At 70.0% G+C, this 15,447-nt stretch carries 13 protein-coding genes and 1 pseudogene; 2 read left to right on the top strand and 12 right to left on the bottom strand.

Annotation, left to right across the window (positions count from 1 at the left end):
• Position 1: 1 nt before the first annotated feature.
• The 11 genes from AB0M56_RS01505 to AB0M56_RS01455 form a co-directional block, all read right to left on the bottom strand.
• Complete coding sequence (locus tag AB0M56_RS01505) at positions 2 to 1,828, bottom strand: GAF domain-containing protein (protein WP_364169725.1); 1,827 nt, start codon at positions 1,826 to 1,828, stop codon at positions 2 to 4.
• A 51-nt stretch (positions 1,829 to 1,879) separates the two neighbouring features.
• A complete protein-coding gene (locus AB0M56_RS01500) occupies positions 1,880 to 3,121 on the bottom strand; it encodes a bifunctional 3,4-dihydroxy-2-butanone-4-phosphate synthase/GTP cyclohydrolase II (RefSeq protein ID WP_364169722.1) in 1,242 nt (413 codons plus the stop codon).
• Positions 3,121 to 3,606 (bottom strand): flavin reductase family protein, encoded by a 486-nt coding sequence (locus AB0M56_RS01495; RefSeq protein WP_364169719.1) that lies wholly within the window; start codon positions 3,604 to 3,606, stop codon positions 3,121 to 3,123. The genes AB0M56_RS01500 and AB0M56_RS01495 overlap by 1 nt, the downstream gene beginning before the upstream one ends.
• A gap of 87 nt (positions 3,607 to 3,693) precedes the next feature.
• Positions 3,694 to 4,782 (bottom strand): LLM class flavin-dependent oxidoreductase, encoded by a 1,089-nt coding sequence (locus AB0M56_RS01490; RefSeq protein WP_364169716.1) that lies wholly within the window; start codon positions 4,780 to 4,782, stop codon positions 3,694 to 3,696.
• Between the two features lie 149 nt (positions 4,783 to 4,931).
• Positions 4,932 to 5,645 (bottom strand): SDR family oxidoreductase, encoded by a 714-nt coding sequence (locus AB0M56_RS01485; protein ID WP_354865161.1) that lies wholly within the window; start codon positions 5,643 to 5,645, stop codon positions 4,932 to 4,934.
• On the bottom strand, positions 5,642 to 6,442 hold the full coding sequence (locus AB0M56_RS01480; RefSeq protein WP_364169713.1) for an alpha/beta hydrolase: 801 nt from the start codon (positions 6,440 to 6,442) through the stop codon (positions 5,642 to 5,644). The genes AB0M56_RS01485 and AB0M56_RS01480 overlap by 4 nt, the downstream gene beginning before the upstream one ends.
• A 28-nt stretch (positions 6,443 to 6,470) precedes the next feature.
• On the bottom strand, positions 6,471 to 7,589 hold the full coding sequence (locus AB0M56_RS01475; protein ID WP_364169710.1) for an LLM class flavin-dependent oxidoreductase: 1,119 nt from the start codon (positions 7,587 to 7,589) through the stop codon (positions 6,471 to 6,473).
• Entirely contained in the window at positions 7,586 to 9,157 is a 1,572-nt protein-coding gene (locus AB0M56_RS01470; protein WP_364169707.1) for a long-chain fatty acid--CoA ligase, read from the bottom strand. The genes AB0M56_RS01475 and AB0M56_RS01470 overlap by 4 nt, the downstream gene beginning before the upstream one ends.
• Positions 9,154 to 10,191: an LLM class flavin-dependent oxidoreductase gene (locus AB0M56_RS01465; RefSeq protein ID WP_364169704.1), complete on the bottom strand. Its 1,038-nt coding sequence runs from the start codon at positions 10,189 to 10,191 to the stop codon at positions 9,154 to 9,156. Before AB0M56_RS01465 ends, AB0M56_RS01470 begins: the two co-directional genes overlap by 4 nt.
• 104 nt (positions 10,192 to 10,295) lie before the next feature.
• Positions 10,296 to 11,300, bottom strand: coding sequence for a phosphotransferase family protein (locus AB0M56_RS01460; protein ID WP_364169701.1), 1,005 nt, complete (start codon positions 11,298 to 11,300; stop codon positions 10,296 to 10,298).
• Positions 11,297 to 12,577 (bottom strand): acyl-CoA dehydrogenase family protein, encoded by a 1,281-nt coding sequence (locus tag AB0M56_RS01455; protein WP_364169698.1) that lies wholly within the window; start codon positions 12,575 to 12,577, stop codon positions 11,297 to 11,299. Before AB0M56_RS01455 ends, AB0M56_RS01460 begins: the two co-directional genes overlap by 4 nt.
• Positions 12,578 to 12,781: 204 nt before the next feature.
• Between AB0M56_RS01455 and AB0M56_RS01450 the strand changes: the two are divergent.
• Positions 12,782 to 13,128, top strand: a pseudogene (locus AB0M56_RS01450) (3,4-dihydroxy-2-butanone-4-phosphate synthase); the annotation flags it as partial.
• 171 nt (positions 13,129 to 13,299) lie between these two features.
• Here the strand turns inward: AB0M56_RS01450 and AB0M56_RS01445 are convergent.
• Positions 13,300 to 13,866: a hypothetical protein gene (locus AB0M56_RS01445; RefSeq protein ID WP_364170715.1), complete on the bottom strand. Its 567-nt coding sequence runs from the start codon at positions 13,864 to 13,866 to the stop codon at positions 13,300 to 13,302.
• A 243-nt stretch (positions 13,867 to 14,109) separates the two neighbouring features.
• Here AB0M56_RS01445 and AB0M56_RS01440 point away from each other — a divergent pair, with 243 nt between their 5' ends.
• The gene (locus AB0M56_RS01440; protein ID WP_364170713.1) at positions 14,110 to 15,429 is read left to right on the top strand and encodes a PQQ-binding-like beta-propeller repeat protein; all 1,320 of its coding nucleotides are present in this window, start codon (positions 14,110 to 14,112) and stop codon (positions 15,427 to 15,429) included.
• Positions 15,430 to 15,447 lie beyond the last annotated feature (18 nt).

Raw genomic sequence — 15,447 nt, 5'->3', positions numbered from 1 at the left:
CTCACCAACCGGCCAAATCAAGAATCTGAAAAGCGATCCTCGACTGCAGCAGACAATCCAACGCACCCGGATCCTGCCCGATCAGCTTCCCGATCTTCCCCAGCCGGTACCGGATCGTGTTCTCGTGCACGCCCAGCTCCGATGCAGTGCCCTGAACCCGCCCCTCCGCAGCCACAAAAGCCCGCCACGTCTCCAGCAACGACGAGTCCGCCTCCCGCAACGGGCGGATCGTCTCGTGCGCGAACTGCACGGCCTCCTTCACCCGCCCGCTGGACGCGACGAGCCGGAACAACCCCAGCTCAGTCACTGTCACCACGCCACCGGACCAGCCGAACGACGTGGCCAGCTCATCGATCTCCCGCAATTCCCTGTGTGCCAGGGGGAAATCCTCCGGAGAACGGCACACTCCCGAAATCACCGCGGTCCGCACCCGCAGCCGTGGGCCCACAGCCAAGCGCACCTCGTCGACGGCGGCGCGCAAATCCCGAGGTTCGGAGCCTTCGGGAAGCGAGAGCAATGCCACCACCGCGCCCGGCAAGCTCACCGCGGCGGGTTCCGACACCGACAAAAACGTGGCCAGAGAACGGATCACCAGCTTCCGCCCCACCGAAACACTCACGTTCTGGCTCGCGTTGTCCAACGCGAACCGCACCAGCACGTGCGGCTGAGCCAGATTCACCCCGAACTGCGGCCCCCGCCGTGCCAGCTGCTCGGCATCGCGGGTTCGGTGCAGCAAATCCGACAGGAAGTCCTCCCGCGCCTGCCCCTCGGCCTCCGCCTGGCGACGTTCGGACAGCACCTGCAACGACAGCACCGTCGCCCCGTGTTCGGCGAGCTTCGTGTCCAGTTCCTCCAGCCCGCGCCCGACCTCGACGATCCCGAGGTACCCGCTGGGCTGACCCTCGATGATCAGCCGGCACATCAGGTGCCGGCGCCCGACCCACACGGCGGGCGTCGGCGGCACGATCGTCGACGGGCAGCTCGCGCTCAACGAAGCCAGTGCCTGCTTCACCGACGGCAACTCGCGGATCCGCGCCGCCAGCTCCGGCGGCTGCGTCATCTTCAACCCCGCAGGTGCGGACCACGCCAGCACCTGAAAATCCTCGTTGTACAGCACCACGGGCTTCGCCGAGAGCTCACCGAGCAGCGTCACCACGGTCTGGATGCTCGCGCCGTCGAGCACGGCGTTGGTCAGCTTCTGGTGCACGTCCGCCAGGTACGCCAGCGTGTTCTTCTGCCGCACGACCTCGGCGGCCTTGTTCTTCAGGTGCGCGTTCAGCATGGCCTGCCGCAGGAACAACGCGCCCAGCCGGGCGAACAGCTCCGCGAGCGCCACGTCTTCGTCGGCGTACACGTGGTCCTTCTGCACGTTGTCGACGAAGATCAGGCCGATCACCTTGCCGTCGAACACGAGCGGCACGCCGAGCATCGCGCGCACGTGCCAGTGCTCCATGGTGCGGCGGTGCGGCCGCGGGTCACGCGGCACGTCGGAGATGAGCACGGGCGCGGCCGATTCGATGACCTCGCGGCTGAACCGGTCGCCCTGGATGCCGGCCTCCTGCGCCTGCACGGCGGCCGAGATGTCGCCCTCGCTCTCGCAGTAGCCGGCGGCGCCGCGGAACCGGCCGTCGCCGTCGCGCAGGTACACCGAACAGCGCGTGACGCCCAGCAGGTGGCACAGCTGCTTGCCGAGCAGGCCCAGCAGGTCCTCGAGCCGCGTGGTGGTGATGGCCTCGGTCGTGATCTCGCTGAACGCGGCGATGACCTCACGCTCACGGTGCGACGGGTCCACGGGGCGCACCAGGGACCGAACCGAAGCATCGCGCATGGGATCCGCCTTCACCGTTGAAATCCGGACTCCGTCTGAGGGTGCCTTACCTCACCCGCTCCCGTCCATGCCCGAAGCGAGTACGCCCAGGTCATGGCCCATGCGCTCCTGCTTGGTCCGCAGGTAACGCACGTTGTGCGGCGTCTGTGTCACGGGCAGGCGCACGCGCCCGACGATGTCGAGCGCGTAGCCCTCGAGCCCGCCGTACTTGGCCGGGTTGTTCGTGATGAGCCGCATCCGGCGCACGCCGAGGTCGGTCAGGATCTGGGCGCCGATGCCGTAGCTGCGCGAATCGACCGGCAGGCCTTGCGCGAGATTGGCCTCGACGGTGTCCAGACCCTGCTCCTGCAGCGCGTACGCGTGGATCTTGTGGGCCAGCCCGATCCCGCGGCCCTCGTGGCCACGCAGGTAGATGACCGCCCCGGCCCCCTCGGCGGCAATCTCCCGCAGCGCGTACTCCAGTTGTGCGCCGCAGTCGCACCGCAACGAACCCAGGATGTCGCCGGTGAGGCATTCGCTGTGCACCCTGACCAGGGCACCGGCAGCCGACTGCCCGGCCGCCGCGACGTCGCCGCGCACCAACGCGAGGTGCTCCGTGCCGTCGAGCACGGACCGGTACGCCACCGCGCGGAAGTCGCCGAACGCCGTCGGCATGGCCGCGCTCGCCACGGGCTCCACCAGGCGTTCCGTGGCGCCGCGGTAGCGCACGAGGTCGGCGATCCGCAGCAGCGGCAGGTCGAACCGCGCGGCGAACTCCTCCACCGCGGCGCCCCGCAGCATCGACCCGTCGTCGGCCACGAGCTCGCTGATCACGCCGACGTCACCCGCGCCGGCCATCGCCAGCAGGTCGACGGCCGCCTCCGTGTGCCCGGCCCGCACCAGCACGCCGCCTTCACGCGCCCGCAGCGGGAACACGTGGCCGGGCCGGCGCAGCTCACCGGGTTTGGTGGCCGGGTCCGCCAGCGCCCGCACGGTCGTGGTCCGGTCCGCGGCCGACACGCCCGTGCCGCTCGCCAAGTGGTCGACGCTCACCGTGAACGCCGTGCCGTGCGCGTCGGTGTTGTCCGCGACCATCTGCCGCAGCCGCAACGCGTCCGCGCGCTCGCCGGGCATCGGCGCGCAGACGATCCCCGTGGTGTGCCGCACGAGGAACGCCATCTGCTCAGCGGTCATCGTCCGCGCGGCACCGACGAGGTCGCCTTCGTTCTCGCGGTCGGCGTCGTCGACGACCACGACCAGGCGGCCCTGCGCCAACGCTGCGACAGCGTGCTGCACCTGCTCGCCCGGCGCCATCAGTCGTCCGTCCGCGCGTGGGTGCCGAAGGTGCGCGCGTGGTAGGTCAAGGGCGCCAGCGGTCGCGAGTCCGCCGCCTCCACCAGGCCGAGCGCGACCACGTGGTCACCACCTTCGATGAACTTCTCGACGGCGCACGCCACCCAGCCGGACGAGCCCGCGAGCCGCGGCAGGTCGTCCTCGAGCTCCCAGCTGACGCCGTCGAACTTGGCCATTCCCTTGCGGGCGAAGCGTTTCGCGAGCTCCGCCTGGCCGCTTTCGAGTACATTCAGCCCGAAGCGCCCAGCTCGCCGCACCACCGTCAGCAGGTCCGACGTGCGGTCGAGCGACACGAGCACCATCGGCGGGTCCATCGAGAGCGACGCGAAGGCGCTCACCGTCGTGCCGTGCGGCCGCGTGCCGTCGAGGGCGGTCACCACCGAGACCGGGGTGCACACGCCCGACATCACTTCGCGGAACTGCTCGGCGAATGCCGGTCTGGTCACGGTTTCCATCCAGCTCCAGTCCGAAAGCCCGAAAGCCCGAAGATCCGAGAAGGTGCCGAGGCCCGGAACCCGGGCCACGGCCCGGCCTCACACCCCCGCGGGCGCGCGCGAGGACATCTTGTGCAGCTGCGGCACCACCTTCTCGCCGAACAGCCGCATGCTCGCCTCCGCCTTGTCCAGCGGCAGGCCGCCGAAGCAGAACGCGGCGTTGGCCATCAGCTCGCCACCCTGCTCACGCCGAGCGGCGTACTTCTCCACGATCTCCTCGGGTGTGCCCCAGATGTTCGCGTCGACGTACGCGCTCGCCGCCGTTTCCATGCCCGCCTCGCGGATCATGTCGGCGCCGGCCTGGTAGGCCTCGTAGCCCTTCGTCTCACGCCAGTGCGAACCGGCGAAGTCGTAGTGCTTGATCACCGACAGGAAGTAGCGCGAGATGTGCTCGTGCGCGATGCGCTTAGCCTCTTCAGGGTCTTCGTGGCAGTACACGAAGTCCTGGATCAACGGCGCGCCCGGCTCGGTGCCGTGCTTCTCGCGGTGCAGGCCACGCCAGCGGTCGATCGCCTCGAGGTGCTGCGCGAAGTCGTACTGCATGAACGTCATCATCTGCGCGCCCAGTTCGGCTACGGCCGGGATCGAGTCGGGCGACATCGCGACGCCGAAGATCCGGCCTTCCCACGAGTGCCCGGCCAGTCCGGGGCGGACGGTGACGCGCGGCTGCTTGTAGTACTTGCCGTCGTTCTCGACGTACCCGTTCTGCAGCCCGCGGATGATCATCGCGGCGGCCTCGTCGAAGCGTTCGCGCGACTCGTTCATGTCGACGCGGAAGCCCTCGTACTCCATCTTCGCCAGGCCGCGGCCCATGCCGAGCAGCAGGCGCCCGTTGGACATGTGGTCGAGCATGATGGCCTTCTCCACCACGCGGAGCGGGTCGTTCCAGGGAAGGATGACCGCGCCCGTGCCGAGCTTGATCTTCGACGTGCGCCCGGCGAGGTAGGCCATGATCTGGAGGTTGTCCGGGCACATCGAGTAGTCGTCGAAGTGGTGCTCGGCCGACCAGACGGAGTCGAAGCCGTACTGCTCGCCCAGCACGCCCATCTCGAGCTCGCGCGTGAAGACCTCGTGGTCGCTGACGTCCTCGAACCAGTTCTGGAAGACCAGCAGCATTCCGACGTCCATGGGTGGTTCTCCTTCTTCGTGGGGGTGGTCGGTGTTCTCCGTCTACGGGTGGGGCGTGCCCTGGTTCGCATTCCGACGCTAACCAGGACCGGGCGCGGGAAGAACGCTCTTCGCGTGCGGCTGTTGGAGGTCCACACAAAACGCGCGGGTCAGCCGCCGCCGAACGTGGCGAGCAGACCGCCGTCGACGGGCACGGTCGCGCCCGTCATGTACGTCGAGCGCGCCACGGCCACGATGACCTCGGCGATCTCGGCCGTCGTCCCGATGCGCCCGGCGGGAATCTTGTCCACGATGCTCTTGCGGGCCCGATCGCTGAGCCCCGCGGTCATGTCGGTGTCCACAAAACCCGGGACCACGAGGTTCACGCGCACCCCCCGCGGAGCGAGCTCCACGGCGAGCACCTGCGTCAGCCCCGACAGCCCCGCCTTCGCCGAGCCGTACGCGACGTCGCCGGGAAAGCCGCGCAATCCGACGACCGCGCCGACGTTGACGATCGCCGAACCGCGCGCCAGCTTGGGCACCACCGCGCGGCAGACCTCGAACGCGCCGGTGAGGTTCGTGGCGAGCACCTCGTCCCACGCGGATCTGGCCAGCGCGTCGATGCGGCGGCCGCGGTGCACGCCGGCGCTGTTGACCACCACGTCGATCGAGCCGAACCGCTCGGTCACGGCCTCCACGCAGCGGCGGATCGAGTCCTCGTCGGTCACGTCGCCCTTGACCTCGAGCACGCGGTTCGGCACCGCCGGCGGCGAGGAGCCGGCCGAACGCGCCAGCGACGCCACGTTGTCACCCGCGGCGGCGACGTGGTCGACGACGGCGCGGCCGATCCCGCGCGAACCGCCGGTGACGAGCCAGGTGGTCATCGGTTCAGGAAGCCGGTGAGCTCGGCGAGGTAGGTGTCGCGGTCCTCCAGGAACGGCGCGTGGCCGGCGTTGGGGAATTCGACAAGCCGCGCGTCGGAGCACAGGTCACGCGCGGCTTCGGCGCCGGAGAAGGGCACGAAGGCGTCCTTGCGCCCGTGCAGGAACAGCACGCGAACGCCGAGCCCGCCGAGGATCTTGCGCTGGTCGAGCTCGGCCAAGTCCAGCAGGGACTCGTCACCGATCGGGCCCATCTCCATGAACATCCCCCACAGCCAGGTGAGCGTGTCGGCCGTCTGCGGCTCGGCGCACACGGCTTCCGCGACGCCCTTGAACGTGTTCGCGCGGTCGGCGGCAGCCGCACCCAGCACGGCCTTGACGTCGTCGACCCCGCTGCCGTGCGGCCAGTCCGAAGTGGACGTGTAACGCGGGGTGGCGCCACCGGTCAAGACCACGCCCGAGCAGTTCGAGCCCAGCTTCGCGGCCGCGTCGACAGCGACCGCACCGCCGAGGGACCAGCCGTTGACCACGGGCTCACGCAGGCCGAGGTGCTCCACGAGCCGCACGACATCGGAGCCGAGCGCGGAGATCGTCACGTCGGAGAAATCGTTGTCCGAGCGGCCGCACGCGCGCTGGTCCAGCAGCACGACCTCGTTGCCGTTCGCGCGCAACGCGGGCACGGTCGTGTCCCAGCAGCGTGCGGTCGCGCCCCAGCCGTGGATCAGCACGATCGGGCGGCCCGAGCCCCGGTGGTGCTCGAAGTACACCCGCCGGCCGTCTTCGACCTCTAGGTAGCCCATGGGATCTCGCCTCTCTCCTCGATGAAACTCAATGGATGGCAGCGACTTCGGCGCGCAACGCCCGCGGCACGACCGGCGGCCGGTCACGGAAGCGGGGCAGCACGTGCTCGGCGAACAGTTCCAGCGAGTGCAGCACCTTTTCGTGCGCGAGGCCACCGATGCGCATCCAGCAGATGAGGTGCTGCAGACCGGTTTCCTCGTACAGCGTCTCGATCTCGGCGACCAGCCCGGCCGGGTCACCCACGTAGACCACGCCGCTCTCCCGCAGCCCCTCGAGCGTCGGCCCGCCCGATTCCTCCGACGCGGCAACGAGTTCCGCGTAACGCTCGTAGGTGTGCGGTGCCCGTGGCCCGCTCGGCACGAGGTCGAGCACGTGGCGGTAGTACCAGGACAGCGGTTCGGCGACGTTCGCGAGTGCTTCCTCGGTGGTGTCGGCGAGGTGGACCTGCCAGTTCATCGGGAAGTCGAGCGACAGTGGGTCGCGGCCGCCGGTGATGAGCGAACGCTTGATGTCCACCACCAGCCGGTTGAGCTCCGGCAACGTCATCAACGTCGGCGTGACCAGGAGGTTGTACCCCTGCGCGGCCGCCAGGTGGAACGTCTCCGGACTGATCGACGCGACGTAGATCGGCGGGGTCGGGCGCTGCACCGGCGTGGGCCGGCAGTCGACCTCGGTCAGGTCGAAGTGCTTGCCGTGAAAGGAGAACGGCTCGCCCGCGCGTTTGCTCCACAGGCCGCGCACGATCTCCAGCGCCTCGTCGAACACCTCGCGGCTCACGTCCTGGCGGTCGCCGACGCCCATGTTGTGGAACTCGCCCGGTTGGTACCCGCGGCCGGCGCCGAAATCGAGCCGGCCGTTCGACAGCACGTCGACCATCGCGTAGTCCTCGGCCACGCGTACGGGCCAGTCGAAGGTCAGGTTGCTGACGGCGATGCCGATGCGCATCCGGCTCGTGCGCTCGGCCACCGCGGCGGCCGCGACCTGCGGCGACGGCATCGAGCCGTAGTCGCTGCCGTGGTGCTCGGCGAGCCACACCTCGTCGAACCCGAGCTGCTCGGCGTACGCGATCTGCGCGAGCATCTCCTCATACGCGCGGCGGAAGTCGTGATCGCGGCACTCGAGGACGTAGAAGACGCCGAACTTCATCCGGCACCACCCGCGGCCACCTTCGCGCGCAGCACCTTCTTGTCGATCTTGCCGACGCTCGTGCGCGGCAGCTCCCCGACCACGAGCACACCCTCGGGCAGCCACCAGCGCGGCACGCGTTCACGCAGGTCAGCGAGGATTTCCGCCGACGTGTCCGCACGGCCGGGTTCGAGCACGACGAGCGCGTACGGCCGTTCCTGCCAACGCTCGTGGGCCACGGCGACCACGGCGGCCTCGGCCACGGCGGGGTTGGCCGTGAGCGCCTGCTCCAGCGCGACGGAACTGATCCACTCACCGCCGCTCTTGATCAGGTCCTTGGCGCGGTCGACGATTTCCAGGTACCCGTCCGCGTCGATGGTCGCGATGTCACCGGTGCGCAGCCAGCCGTCGGCGAAGCTGTCGGGGTGCTCGTCGCGGAAGTACCGCGTGGCGACCCACGGCCCGCGGATCAGCAGCTCACCACGCGAAACGCCGTCGTGAGGCCGGTCGGTGCCGTCTTCGCCGACGAGCCGCCAGTGCAGGCCCGGCAGCAGCCGGCCCTGCTTGCGGACGCTACGGCGCCGTTCGGCCGGATCCGTCACGGTCGGCAGTGGCCGCGAGAACGTGCCCATCGGCGAGATCTCCGTCATCCCCCAGCCCTGGAACGACGGGATGCCGAGCCCGTCGAGGGCGCGCAGCAGCTCGTCGGCCGGGGGCGAGCCGCCGAGCACGAGCGCGCGCAGGCTGCTCAGGTCGGCGCCGGTCGCGGCGACGTGACGGACGAGGTCGGCCGCGACGGTCGGCACCATGCCGGTGTAGGTCACGCGCTCGGCCTCGACGATCGTCGCGATCTCGGCCGGCACCGGGTGGGGCCCGGGCAGCACCTGTTTCGCGCCCGTCATGAGCGCGGCGAACGGGATGCCCCACGCGTTGGCGTGGAACATCGGCACGACGTGGAGCACGGTGTCGCGCTCGCTGATCGCGTGGCCGTCGGCGAGGCAGGCGGCGAAGGTGTGCAGGTAGAGCGACCGGTGCGAGTAGCCGACGCCCTTCGGGGGACCCGTGGTGCCGGAGGTGTAGCAGAGCGCGGCGAGATCGTTTTCGTCGATCTGCGGCGGGTTCTCCAGCGGCGGCCCCTCGGCTACGACGTCCTCATAGGTGAGTACCCCAGGCGCGGAGCCGTCGGTGGCGACGACAAGCAGCTCCGGCCGCTCCGCCCGAGCCGCCTCCAGCCGGGGCAGCAGCGACAGGTCGGCGAACACCACAACGTCCTCGGCGTGGCCCAGCACGTACGCGATCTCTGTCGGCTCGAGCCGCAGGTTCACCGTGTGCAGCACGGCGCCCGCGAGCGGCACGGCGAAGTACAGCTCGAGGTGGCGGTGGTGGTTCCAGGCGAGGGTGGCGACCCGGTCACCGGGCCGCACCCCCAGCCTGACCAGGGCTCCGGCGAGCGCGACGACGCGTTCGTGGAAGTCCCGGTTGGTGTAACGGTGCGTCTCGGCACCGTCGCCGTACTCCACGATCTCCTGGGCGGGGAAGAACTCCCGCGCACGGTGCAGGAGGTCGGTGAGCACGAGCGGCTGGTTCACCCCGCCACCCCCGCCTTCTCGCCCAGCCGCTCCCGCACCTGCGGCACGACCTTCGTGACGAGCAGCTCGATGCGCGCCGAACCGCTGTCCACGGGCTCGCCCGGCAGCTGCGCCCAGAAGTGCACGTCCTTGATCTGCGGCTTGTCCTTCAGCAGCGTGGTCAGCTCGTCGACGGCCGTGGCCACGTCCCACAGCTGGAACGCGCCGCCTTCGACGATCTGGTCCGCGTTCTCGAACTTCGGCACCACGTCGGGCGGACCGAACGCGCCCCACTCGATGTAGTTGTTGAGCTGGTACAACGCGTACTGCCCGATCCGCGCCCACTCGCGCTCCGGGTCCTCGGCGATCACGGCCCACTGGCCGGCGAAGATCTGGCCGTCGGCCGAGGACTTGCCCACGCGGTCCAGCGCGTCCAAATAGGACTGCTGATGCACGTTCTGGGTGCTGAGGAACCCGTCGGAGATGCGGGCCGCGCGCTCGATCGCCGGGTCGGCCATCGCGCCCACGAGCAGCTTCGGGAGGACCTCCGGCTTCGGCGTGATCCGCACCGACGGCAGCGAGAACCGCTTGCCCTCGAACGGTTTCTCCTCACCCGACCACGCCTGGCGGATGACCGCGACGCTCTCTTCGAGCAGGCTCGGCCGGTGCTTGAGGTTGCGGTCGAACGCCGCGAACTCCGGCGCCCAGTAACCCTGGCCGAGCCCGAGGTCGAAGCGGCCGCCGGTGAGCAGCGACAGCGTCGCGGCGTCCTCGGCGAGGCGCACGGGGTTGTGCAGCGGCGCGATCACGAGGTTCGTGCCGATGCGCATGGTCTTCGTGCGCTCGCCGATCGCCGCGGCCAGCGTGTACGGCGAGGGCGTGTAGCCGTCCTCGCAGAAGTGGTGCTCGGTCAGCCAGACCGAGCCGATCCCGACACTCTCCGCCCACGCGAGCTGGTCCAGCGCCTCGCGGTACAGCGTGGAAAAGGGCCGGAACCACTGCTCGGGATTGCGAAAGTCGTACCAGAGCCCGAAATTGACGCTTTGCTCGGTCACGCCGTCTCCTTTGTCGACGTAGCGGCTGGTTGTCTCCCACCGTGCTCAGCCGGCCGGCGGCAGGCCAGCCCCGATCGCGCGGGCCGTTGTGGCTCGCTCCAACGTCACGGCGTCACCCCCGCCGTGTCGAGGGCCTCGTCGAGGAGCGCGGGCACGTCGTGCTCCAGCGCGGCGGCGTAGGCGCTGGCGAGTTCTCCAGTGAGGAACTGCGACCACGCGGCCTCGACGATCGCGGCGAGCTTGAACAGCGCGAGGCACTGGTAGTAGCGGATCTGCGGGAGCTCGCGGCCGACGAGGTGCTCGTAGCGCTGGAGCAGGTGCTCGCGCGGCGGCGCGCCGGGGGCCCGGGAGACGCCCTGGATGGCAGGCATCGCACTACCGCGGCCACCCCACAACGCGAGCAGCAACCCCAGGTCGAGCAGGGGATCGCCGATCGTGGCCATCTCCCAGTCGATCACGGCCTTCAGACGCGGTTCGTGCACGGAGAACAGGCAGTTGTCGAGGTGGAAATCGCCGTGCAGCAGCGCGGGCTCACTCGGCTCCGGCTTGTTCTGCTCCAGCCACGCGGCGATCTTCGGCATCGCCGGCAGCGGTCGCCGCGCGATGCCTTCCCACTGCCGGTACCAGCGCTCGACCTGCCGATCGAGGAAGTTCTCCGGCCGCCCGAACCCGGTCAGCCCGGCGGCTTGCCAGTCGAGCGTGTGGACGGCGGCGAGCGCGTCGACGACCTCGTCGGCCACCTGCGCCAGGTCCTGCGCGGGGTAGGGCAGCGTGCCCGTGATCGACACCGAATCGGCCACGTGCTCCATCACCAGGAACGGCGCCAGCGTCTGCTTGGGGTCCTCGCACAACGCGATGGGCTTCGGTGCGGGGACTGCCGTGGGGGCGAGCGCGGTCAGCAGCCGGTGCTCCCGCGCGACGCTGTGCGCCGACGCCGACAACGCGTGATCGGGCGGCCGGCGCAGGACGTAACTGGTGCCGTCGCCGGTGAGCAGGCACGTCTCGTTGGAGTTCCCGCCGGTCAGTTTCCGCAGCTCCCACGGCCCGGGGTCGCCCGTGTGCGCGGTGAGCCAGCCGGCCAGCGGCCGGTCCAGCAGCCGTGTGCTCACTGGGCCGCCGTGAACTCTTCGAGCCGGTCGCGGAACTTCTCCAGCGCCGCGGCCCGCCGCGTCGGGATGTGCTCCGTCGGCACCTTCGCCGGCTGGTACTGCTTGAGCAGCCGCCGCGCGACGGTCACGCGGTGCACCTCGTCCGGGCCGTCGTAGATGCGCGCCGCGCGGGCCCAGCGGTACATCTGCTCCAGCGGCATGTCCGTGGAGAAGCCGAGCGAGCCGTGGACCTGGATGGCGCGGTCGATCACGTCGTGCAGCACCGTGGCGCCGTGGTACTTGATCATCGCGATCTCGGTGCGCGCGGCCTGCGCGCCGACCTGGTCGATCCGCCACGCCGTCTGCAGCGTCAACAGCCGCGCGGACTCGATCTGCGCGGCGCTGTCGGCGACCCAGTTCTGCACCGTCTGCTTGTCCGCGAGCGGTCCCCCGTGGACGTCGATGCTCACCGCGCGTTCGCACAACATGTCGAACGCCCGCCGGCACACGCCCACCCACCGCATGCAGTGGTGGATCCGCCCGGGTCCGAGCCGCTTCTGCGCCAACGCGAACGCCTCACCGCGCTCACCCAGCAGGTTCTCCTTCGGCACGCGGACGCCTTCGTAGGCGACCTCGCAGTGCGACCAGATGGCGTTCTTGTGGTCCGGGTCGTTCATCAGCCCGATCTCGCGCGTCGTGATCCCCCGCGCGGTGGTGGGCACGATCAGCATCGACATCCGGTGGTACGGATCGGCGTCGGGCTCCGTCACGGCCATCACGATGTGGAAATCCGCCCGCGACGCGTTGCCGACGAACCACTTCGCGCCGTCGAGCACCCACTCGTCGCCTTCGAGCCGCCCCGCGGTCGTGAACTGCCGCGGGTCAGACCCGGTGCCCTGCTCCGTCATGGAGAACGCCGAGAGCAGCTCGCCGTCGAGCAGAGGCCGCATCCAGCGCGTCTTTTGCTCCTCGGTCCCCGCGATCGCCAGCAGCTCCGCGTTGCCCGAGTCCGGCGCCTGGCACCCGAAGACGTAGGGCGCGTACTCGCTGGTCCCGAGGATCTCGTGCAACAGGCCGAGCTTCAGCTGCCCGTAGCCCTGGCCGCCGAGCTCGGGCCCCAGGTGCGCAGCCCACAGGCCGTTGTCCTTCACCGCCTGCTGCAACGGCGTCGCGACCCGCCGGAACCCCGCGTGGTCCAGCCCCAGCACCTCCAGCGGGTAGATCTCGGCGCGCACGAACTCCCGCGCCCAGTCCAGCTTCGCCGCGAACTCCGGTTCCGTGGAGAAGTCCCAGGTCATCTGCCGCCCTTCCGGTTCGCCGTACGCCCCTCACGCTAGGAAGGGCGCGGCGGGCGAACCAGCCGGGCGACGGCGGGCCGTTGTGGATTTCCACAGCGGCTGCTCCACACGGCGCAATCGAGGGTCACCCGACGGGAGCCGGTACCCGACGGTGGAGTGGCTCGTCCCGGTGATCGGGACATCGCGACCTTGAAGTCGGCGGCCATGATCCCCGCACAACTTCGCCCTTCGTCCGGGTTGGACACCGTCGCCGCCGCGCTCCTGGACCTCCGGTCCGGCCGGTGATCGTCGTCGACGACGAAGACCGCGAAAACGAGGGCGACCTCGTCATGGCCGCCGAACACGCCACACCCCAGGCCCTCGCCTTCTACCTGCGCCACACCAGCGGCCTGGTCTGCGCGCCGATGACTCCGGAGATCGCGGACCGATTGCTGCTGCCGCCGATGGTGCAGGCCAACGAAGACCCCGCGGGCACTGCCTACACCGTGTCGGTCGACGCCGCCGCCGGCATCGAATCCGGCATCTCCGCGGCAGACCGCGCACACACCATCACGCGGTCGGCTCAGCGGGTCAGGCAGCTTCCGTGCCAACCTGACCACCATCAGCGCCACCGCCGCACGCGACTCCGCGGCGCTCGCCCTCCTCGCGCACCACGCCACCGACCTGTACATCGCCGCGATGACCGTGGACCAGCTGCGGCGGCCGGCTCGTCGGACTCCGGCTCAGTCCGTGACGAACCACTGGCCGCCGCGGTACTCCAGGGTGGCGTCACCGAGATCGCTGTCGGTGAACTTCACGCTGGCCCGCACCGCGGCGGCCGGGATCTCGACCTTCGTGGAGCTCGACTCGGTGACGCGGCCCCGGTCGACGGTCGCGCTGCGCAGGGCCTGCTTCTGGGTCGTGGAGATCATCTGGAACGTGATCGGGAACGTCTTCTCACACGGTCCCCAGCCCTCGTCCTGAGCCTTTTTGGCGGCCGGTGCCGCGATCTCGCACGTCGTGGCGAGGTCCTCCTTGCCGACCGCGTGCAGGAAGGTCTCGTAGCGCGCGATCGCGCCGGCGGTGGACTTCTCCGAGGTCGCCGGCTGCGACGACGTGGCCGACGACGAGGTGGCCGGCTGCGTCGAGCTCAACGGCGGCGCGGACGGGGTAGCCGCGGGCGGGCTGCTCGACAAAACCGGAGCCGGGCTCGACGCAGCCGGTGCCGCCGAGCCGGCGACGCCGCTCGAGCATCCGGCGATCAGCAGGGCAGCGCCCGTGGTCAGGACGAGAAGTGCACGAGCGGACATGAGGGCACCTTTCGGATCAGGAAGAACATCCGGAGGGTAAGGGACCGCGGACAGCCGGTGGGGCGGAATCGGAAAGCCCCGACGAATCCGCACCCGGAGGCGGGTTTCGCCGTCAGATCTTCGCCGACACACGGCCATGACCAGGAAATAGTGACACATTCGTGTGAACTGACACATGGCGCGCATCCGCTCGGCTATGGTGCGGCGGTCGAAGCAGTGGACCTTGGGGGAAGGCAGGCGCACATGCGACGAGCTCTGGTCATCGTGGTGTGTTTGGGGACAGCGCTCACGGTCGCCGGTTGCGGCGGCGGCACGAACGACGGCACCGCTTCGGCGTCGTCCGGATCGACACCCGCCGCGCAGCAACCGGCGTCCACCGAGCCCGCGGCCAAGACCGCCGATCCACCGACCGCGTTCGACGCCGGCGCCGGCGTCGGCCTGCCCGCCGAGGCACTGCGCGCCAACGTGGCCGGCAACGTCGTGTCGACGTTCACGACCTTGCGCGACCGCACCGCCTACATCATCACGCCGACCGCGCTCAACGCGGTGGATGTGCTGACCGGCCGGCAGAAGTGGACCGTCGCGGTCGCCGGCAAACCCGGCGACCCGTACAACCAGAGCACGCCGTTCGTGAACGAGACCGGACCGCGCCCACCGGCGGTCGGCGACAAGCTCGCGGTCGGCGCCGTTCCGGTCCTCATGCCGGAACAAGGCACCACCCCGTCCTACATCACGCTGTCGGTGGTCGCCGCCGACAAGGAAACCGGCACCAAGGCCTGGCAAGCGGACATCAAGGTGTCCGACGACCAGTACGCCGACGCCGGCAACGCCGTCACCCAGGTCGTCGCCGTCACCGACAAGGCCGTCGTCGCGAGCTACAGCCAGGACGAGGACCACGTCACTGCCGCGCTCGACCCGGCCACCGGCAAAACCCTGTGGCAGCGCAAGGACTACGTGGCCGGCAGCCTCCACGGCGACGTCTTGGTCGGCACCGACTTCAACGTGCCCGAGAACTCCTCGATGACCCAGGCCACCGCGCTCGACCTGCTCACCGGACAGCAGAAGTGGATCGGTGCGCGCGAGTCCTACGGGCTCACGATGGTCCAGGCCGATCCGGCGCTCGTCGTGGCCAACCGCACCGACTACGGCTCCGGCCATTCCTTCCTGCTGTTCCTCGACCCTGCCACCGGCGCCGAGAAGGCCAAGATCGAAGGCGCGCACGGCTTCGGCTCCCAGGCCTACGGCGACTGCCTCTACGACCAGCAGTCCGTGCTGACGTGCGAGGAAGACGGCGTGCTCACCGGCTACGACGCCAAGACCGCCGCCAAGCTGTGGAGCCTGCCGGACCAGGCCGCCAACCGCGTCGCGCCCAGCGTCACCGTCGCCTGGCACGGCGCCCTGTACGGCAAAACCCAAGGCGGCCAGCCGATCGTGCTGGACGCCAAAACCGGCAAGGACCGGTCCACCGACGGCGTCGGTGCCGCGCCCGTCATGGTCAGCGCGTACGCCGGCATCGCCGCAGACGAGGACGGCGCACCCAAGGCGTATCCGGTCAAGAAGTGATCGGTCCGGCCACCGCGC

Origin of the sequence: Amycolatopsis sp. NPDC051372 (genome assembly GCF_040682095.1) — a bacterium.
Taxonomy (GTDB): domain Bacteria; phylum Actinomycetota; class Actinomycetes; order Mycobacteriales; family Pseudonocardiaceae; genus Amycolatopsis.
This window is presented reverse-complemented; position numbering and strand designations above follow the sequence as displayed.

Bases quoted from the DNA above. Each gene is read 5' to 3' on its own strand.
- AB0M56_RS01480 (WP_364169713.1), bottom strand. From the start codon at position 6,442: ATGGGCTACCTAGAGGTCGAAGACGGCCGGCGGGTGTACTTCGAGCAC.
- AB0M56_RS01500 (WP_364169722.1), bottom strand. From the start codon at position 3,121: ATGGCGCCGGGCGAGCAGGTGCAGCACGCTGTCGCAGCGTTGGCGCAG.
- AB0M56_RS01490 (WP_364169716.1), bottom strand. From the start codon at position 4,782: ATGGACGTCGGAATGCTGCTGGTCTTCCAGAACTGGTTCGAGGACGTC.
- AB0M56_RS01505 (WP_364169725.1), bottom strand. From the start codon at position 1,828: ATGCGCGATGCTTCGGTTCGGTCCCTGGTGCGCCCCGTGGACCCGTCG.
- AB0M56_RS01440 (WP_364170713.1), top strand. From the start codon at position 14,110: ATGCGACGAGCTCTGGTCATCGTGGTGTGTTTGGGGACAGCGCTCACG.
- AB0M56_RS01455 (WP_364169698.1), bottom strand. From the start codon at position 12,577: ATGACCTGGGACTTCTCCACGGAACCGGAGTTCGCGGCGAAGCTGGAC.
- AB0M56_RS01485 (WP_354865161.1), bottom strand. From the start codon at position 5,645: ATGACCACCTGGCTCGTCACCGGCGGTTCGCGCGGGATCGGCCGCGCC.
- AB0M56_RS01445 (WP_364170715.1), bottom strand. From the start codon at position 13,866: ATGTCCGCTCGTGCACTTCTCGTCCTGACCACGGGCGCTGCCCTGCTG.
- AB0M56_RS01475 (WP_364169710.1), bottom strand. From the start codon at position 7,589: ATGAAGTTCGGCGTCTTCTACGTCCTCGAGTGCCGCGATCACGACTTC.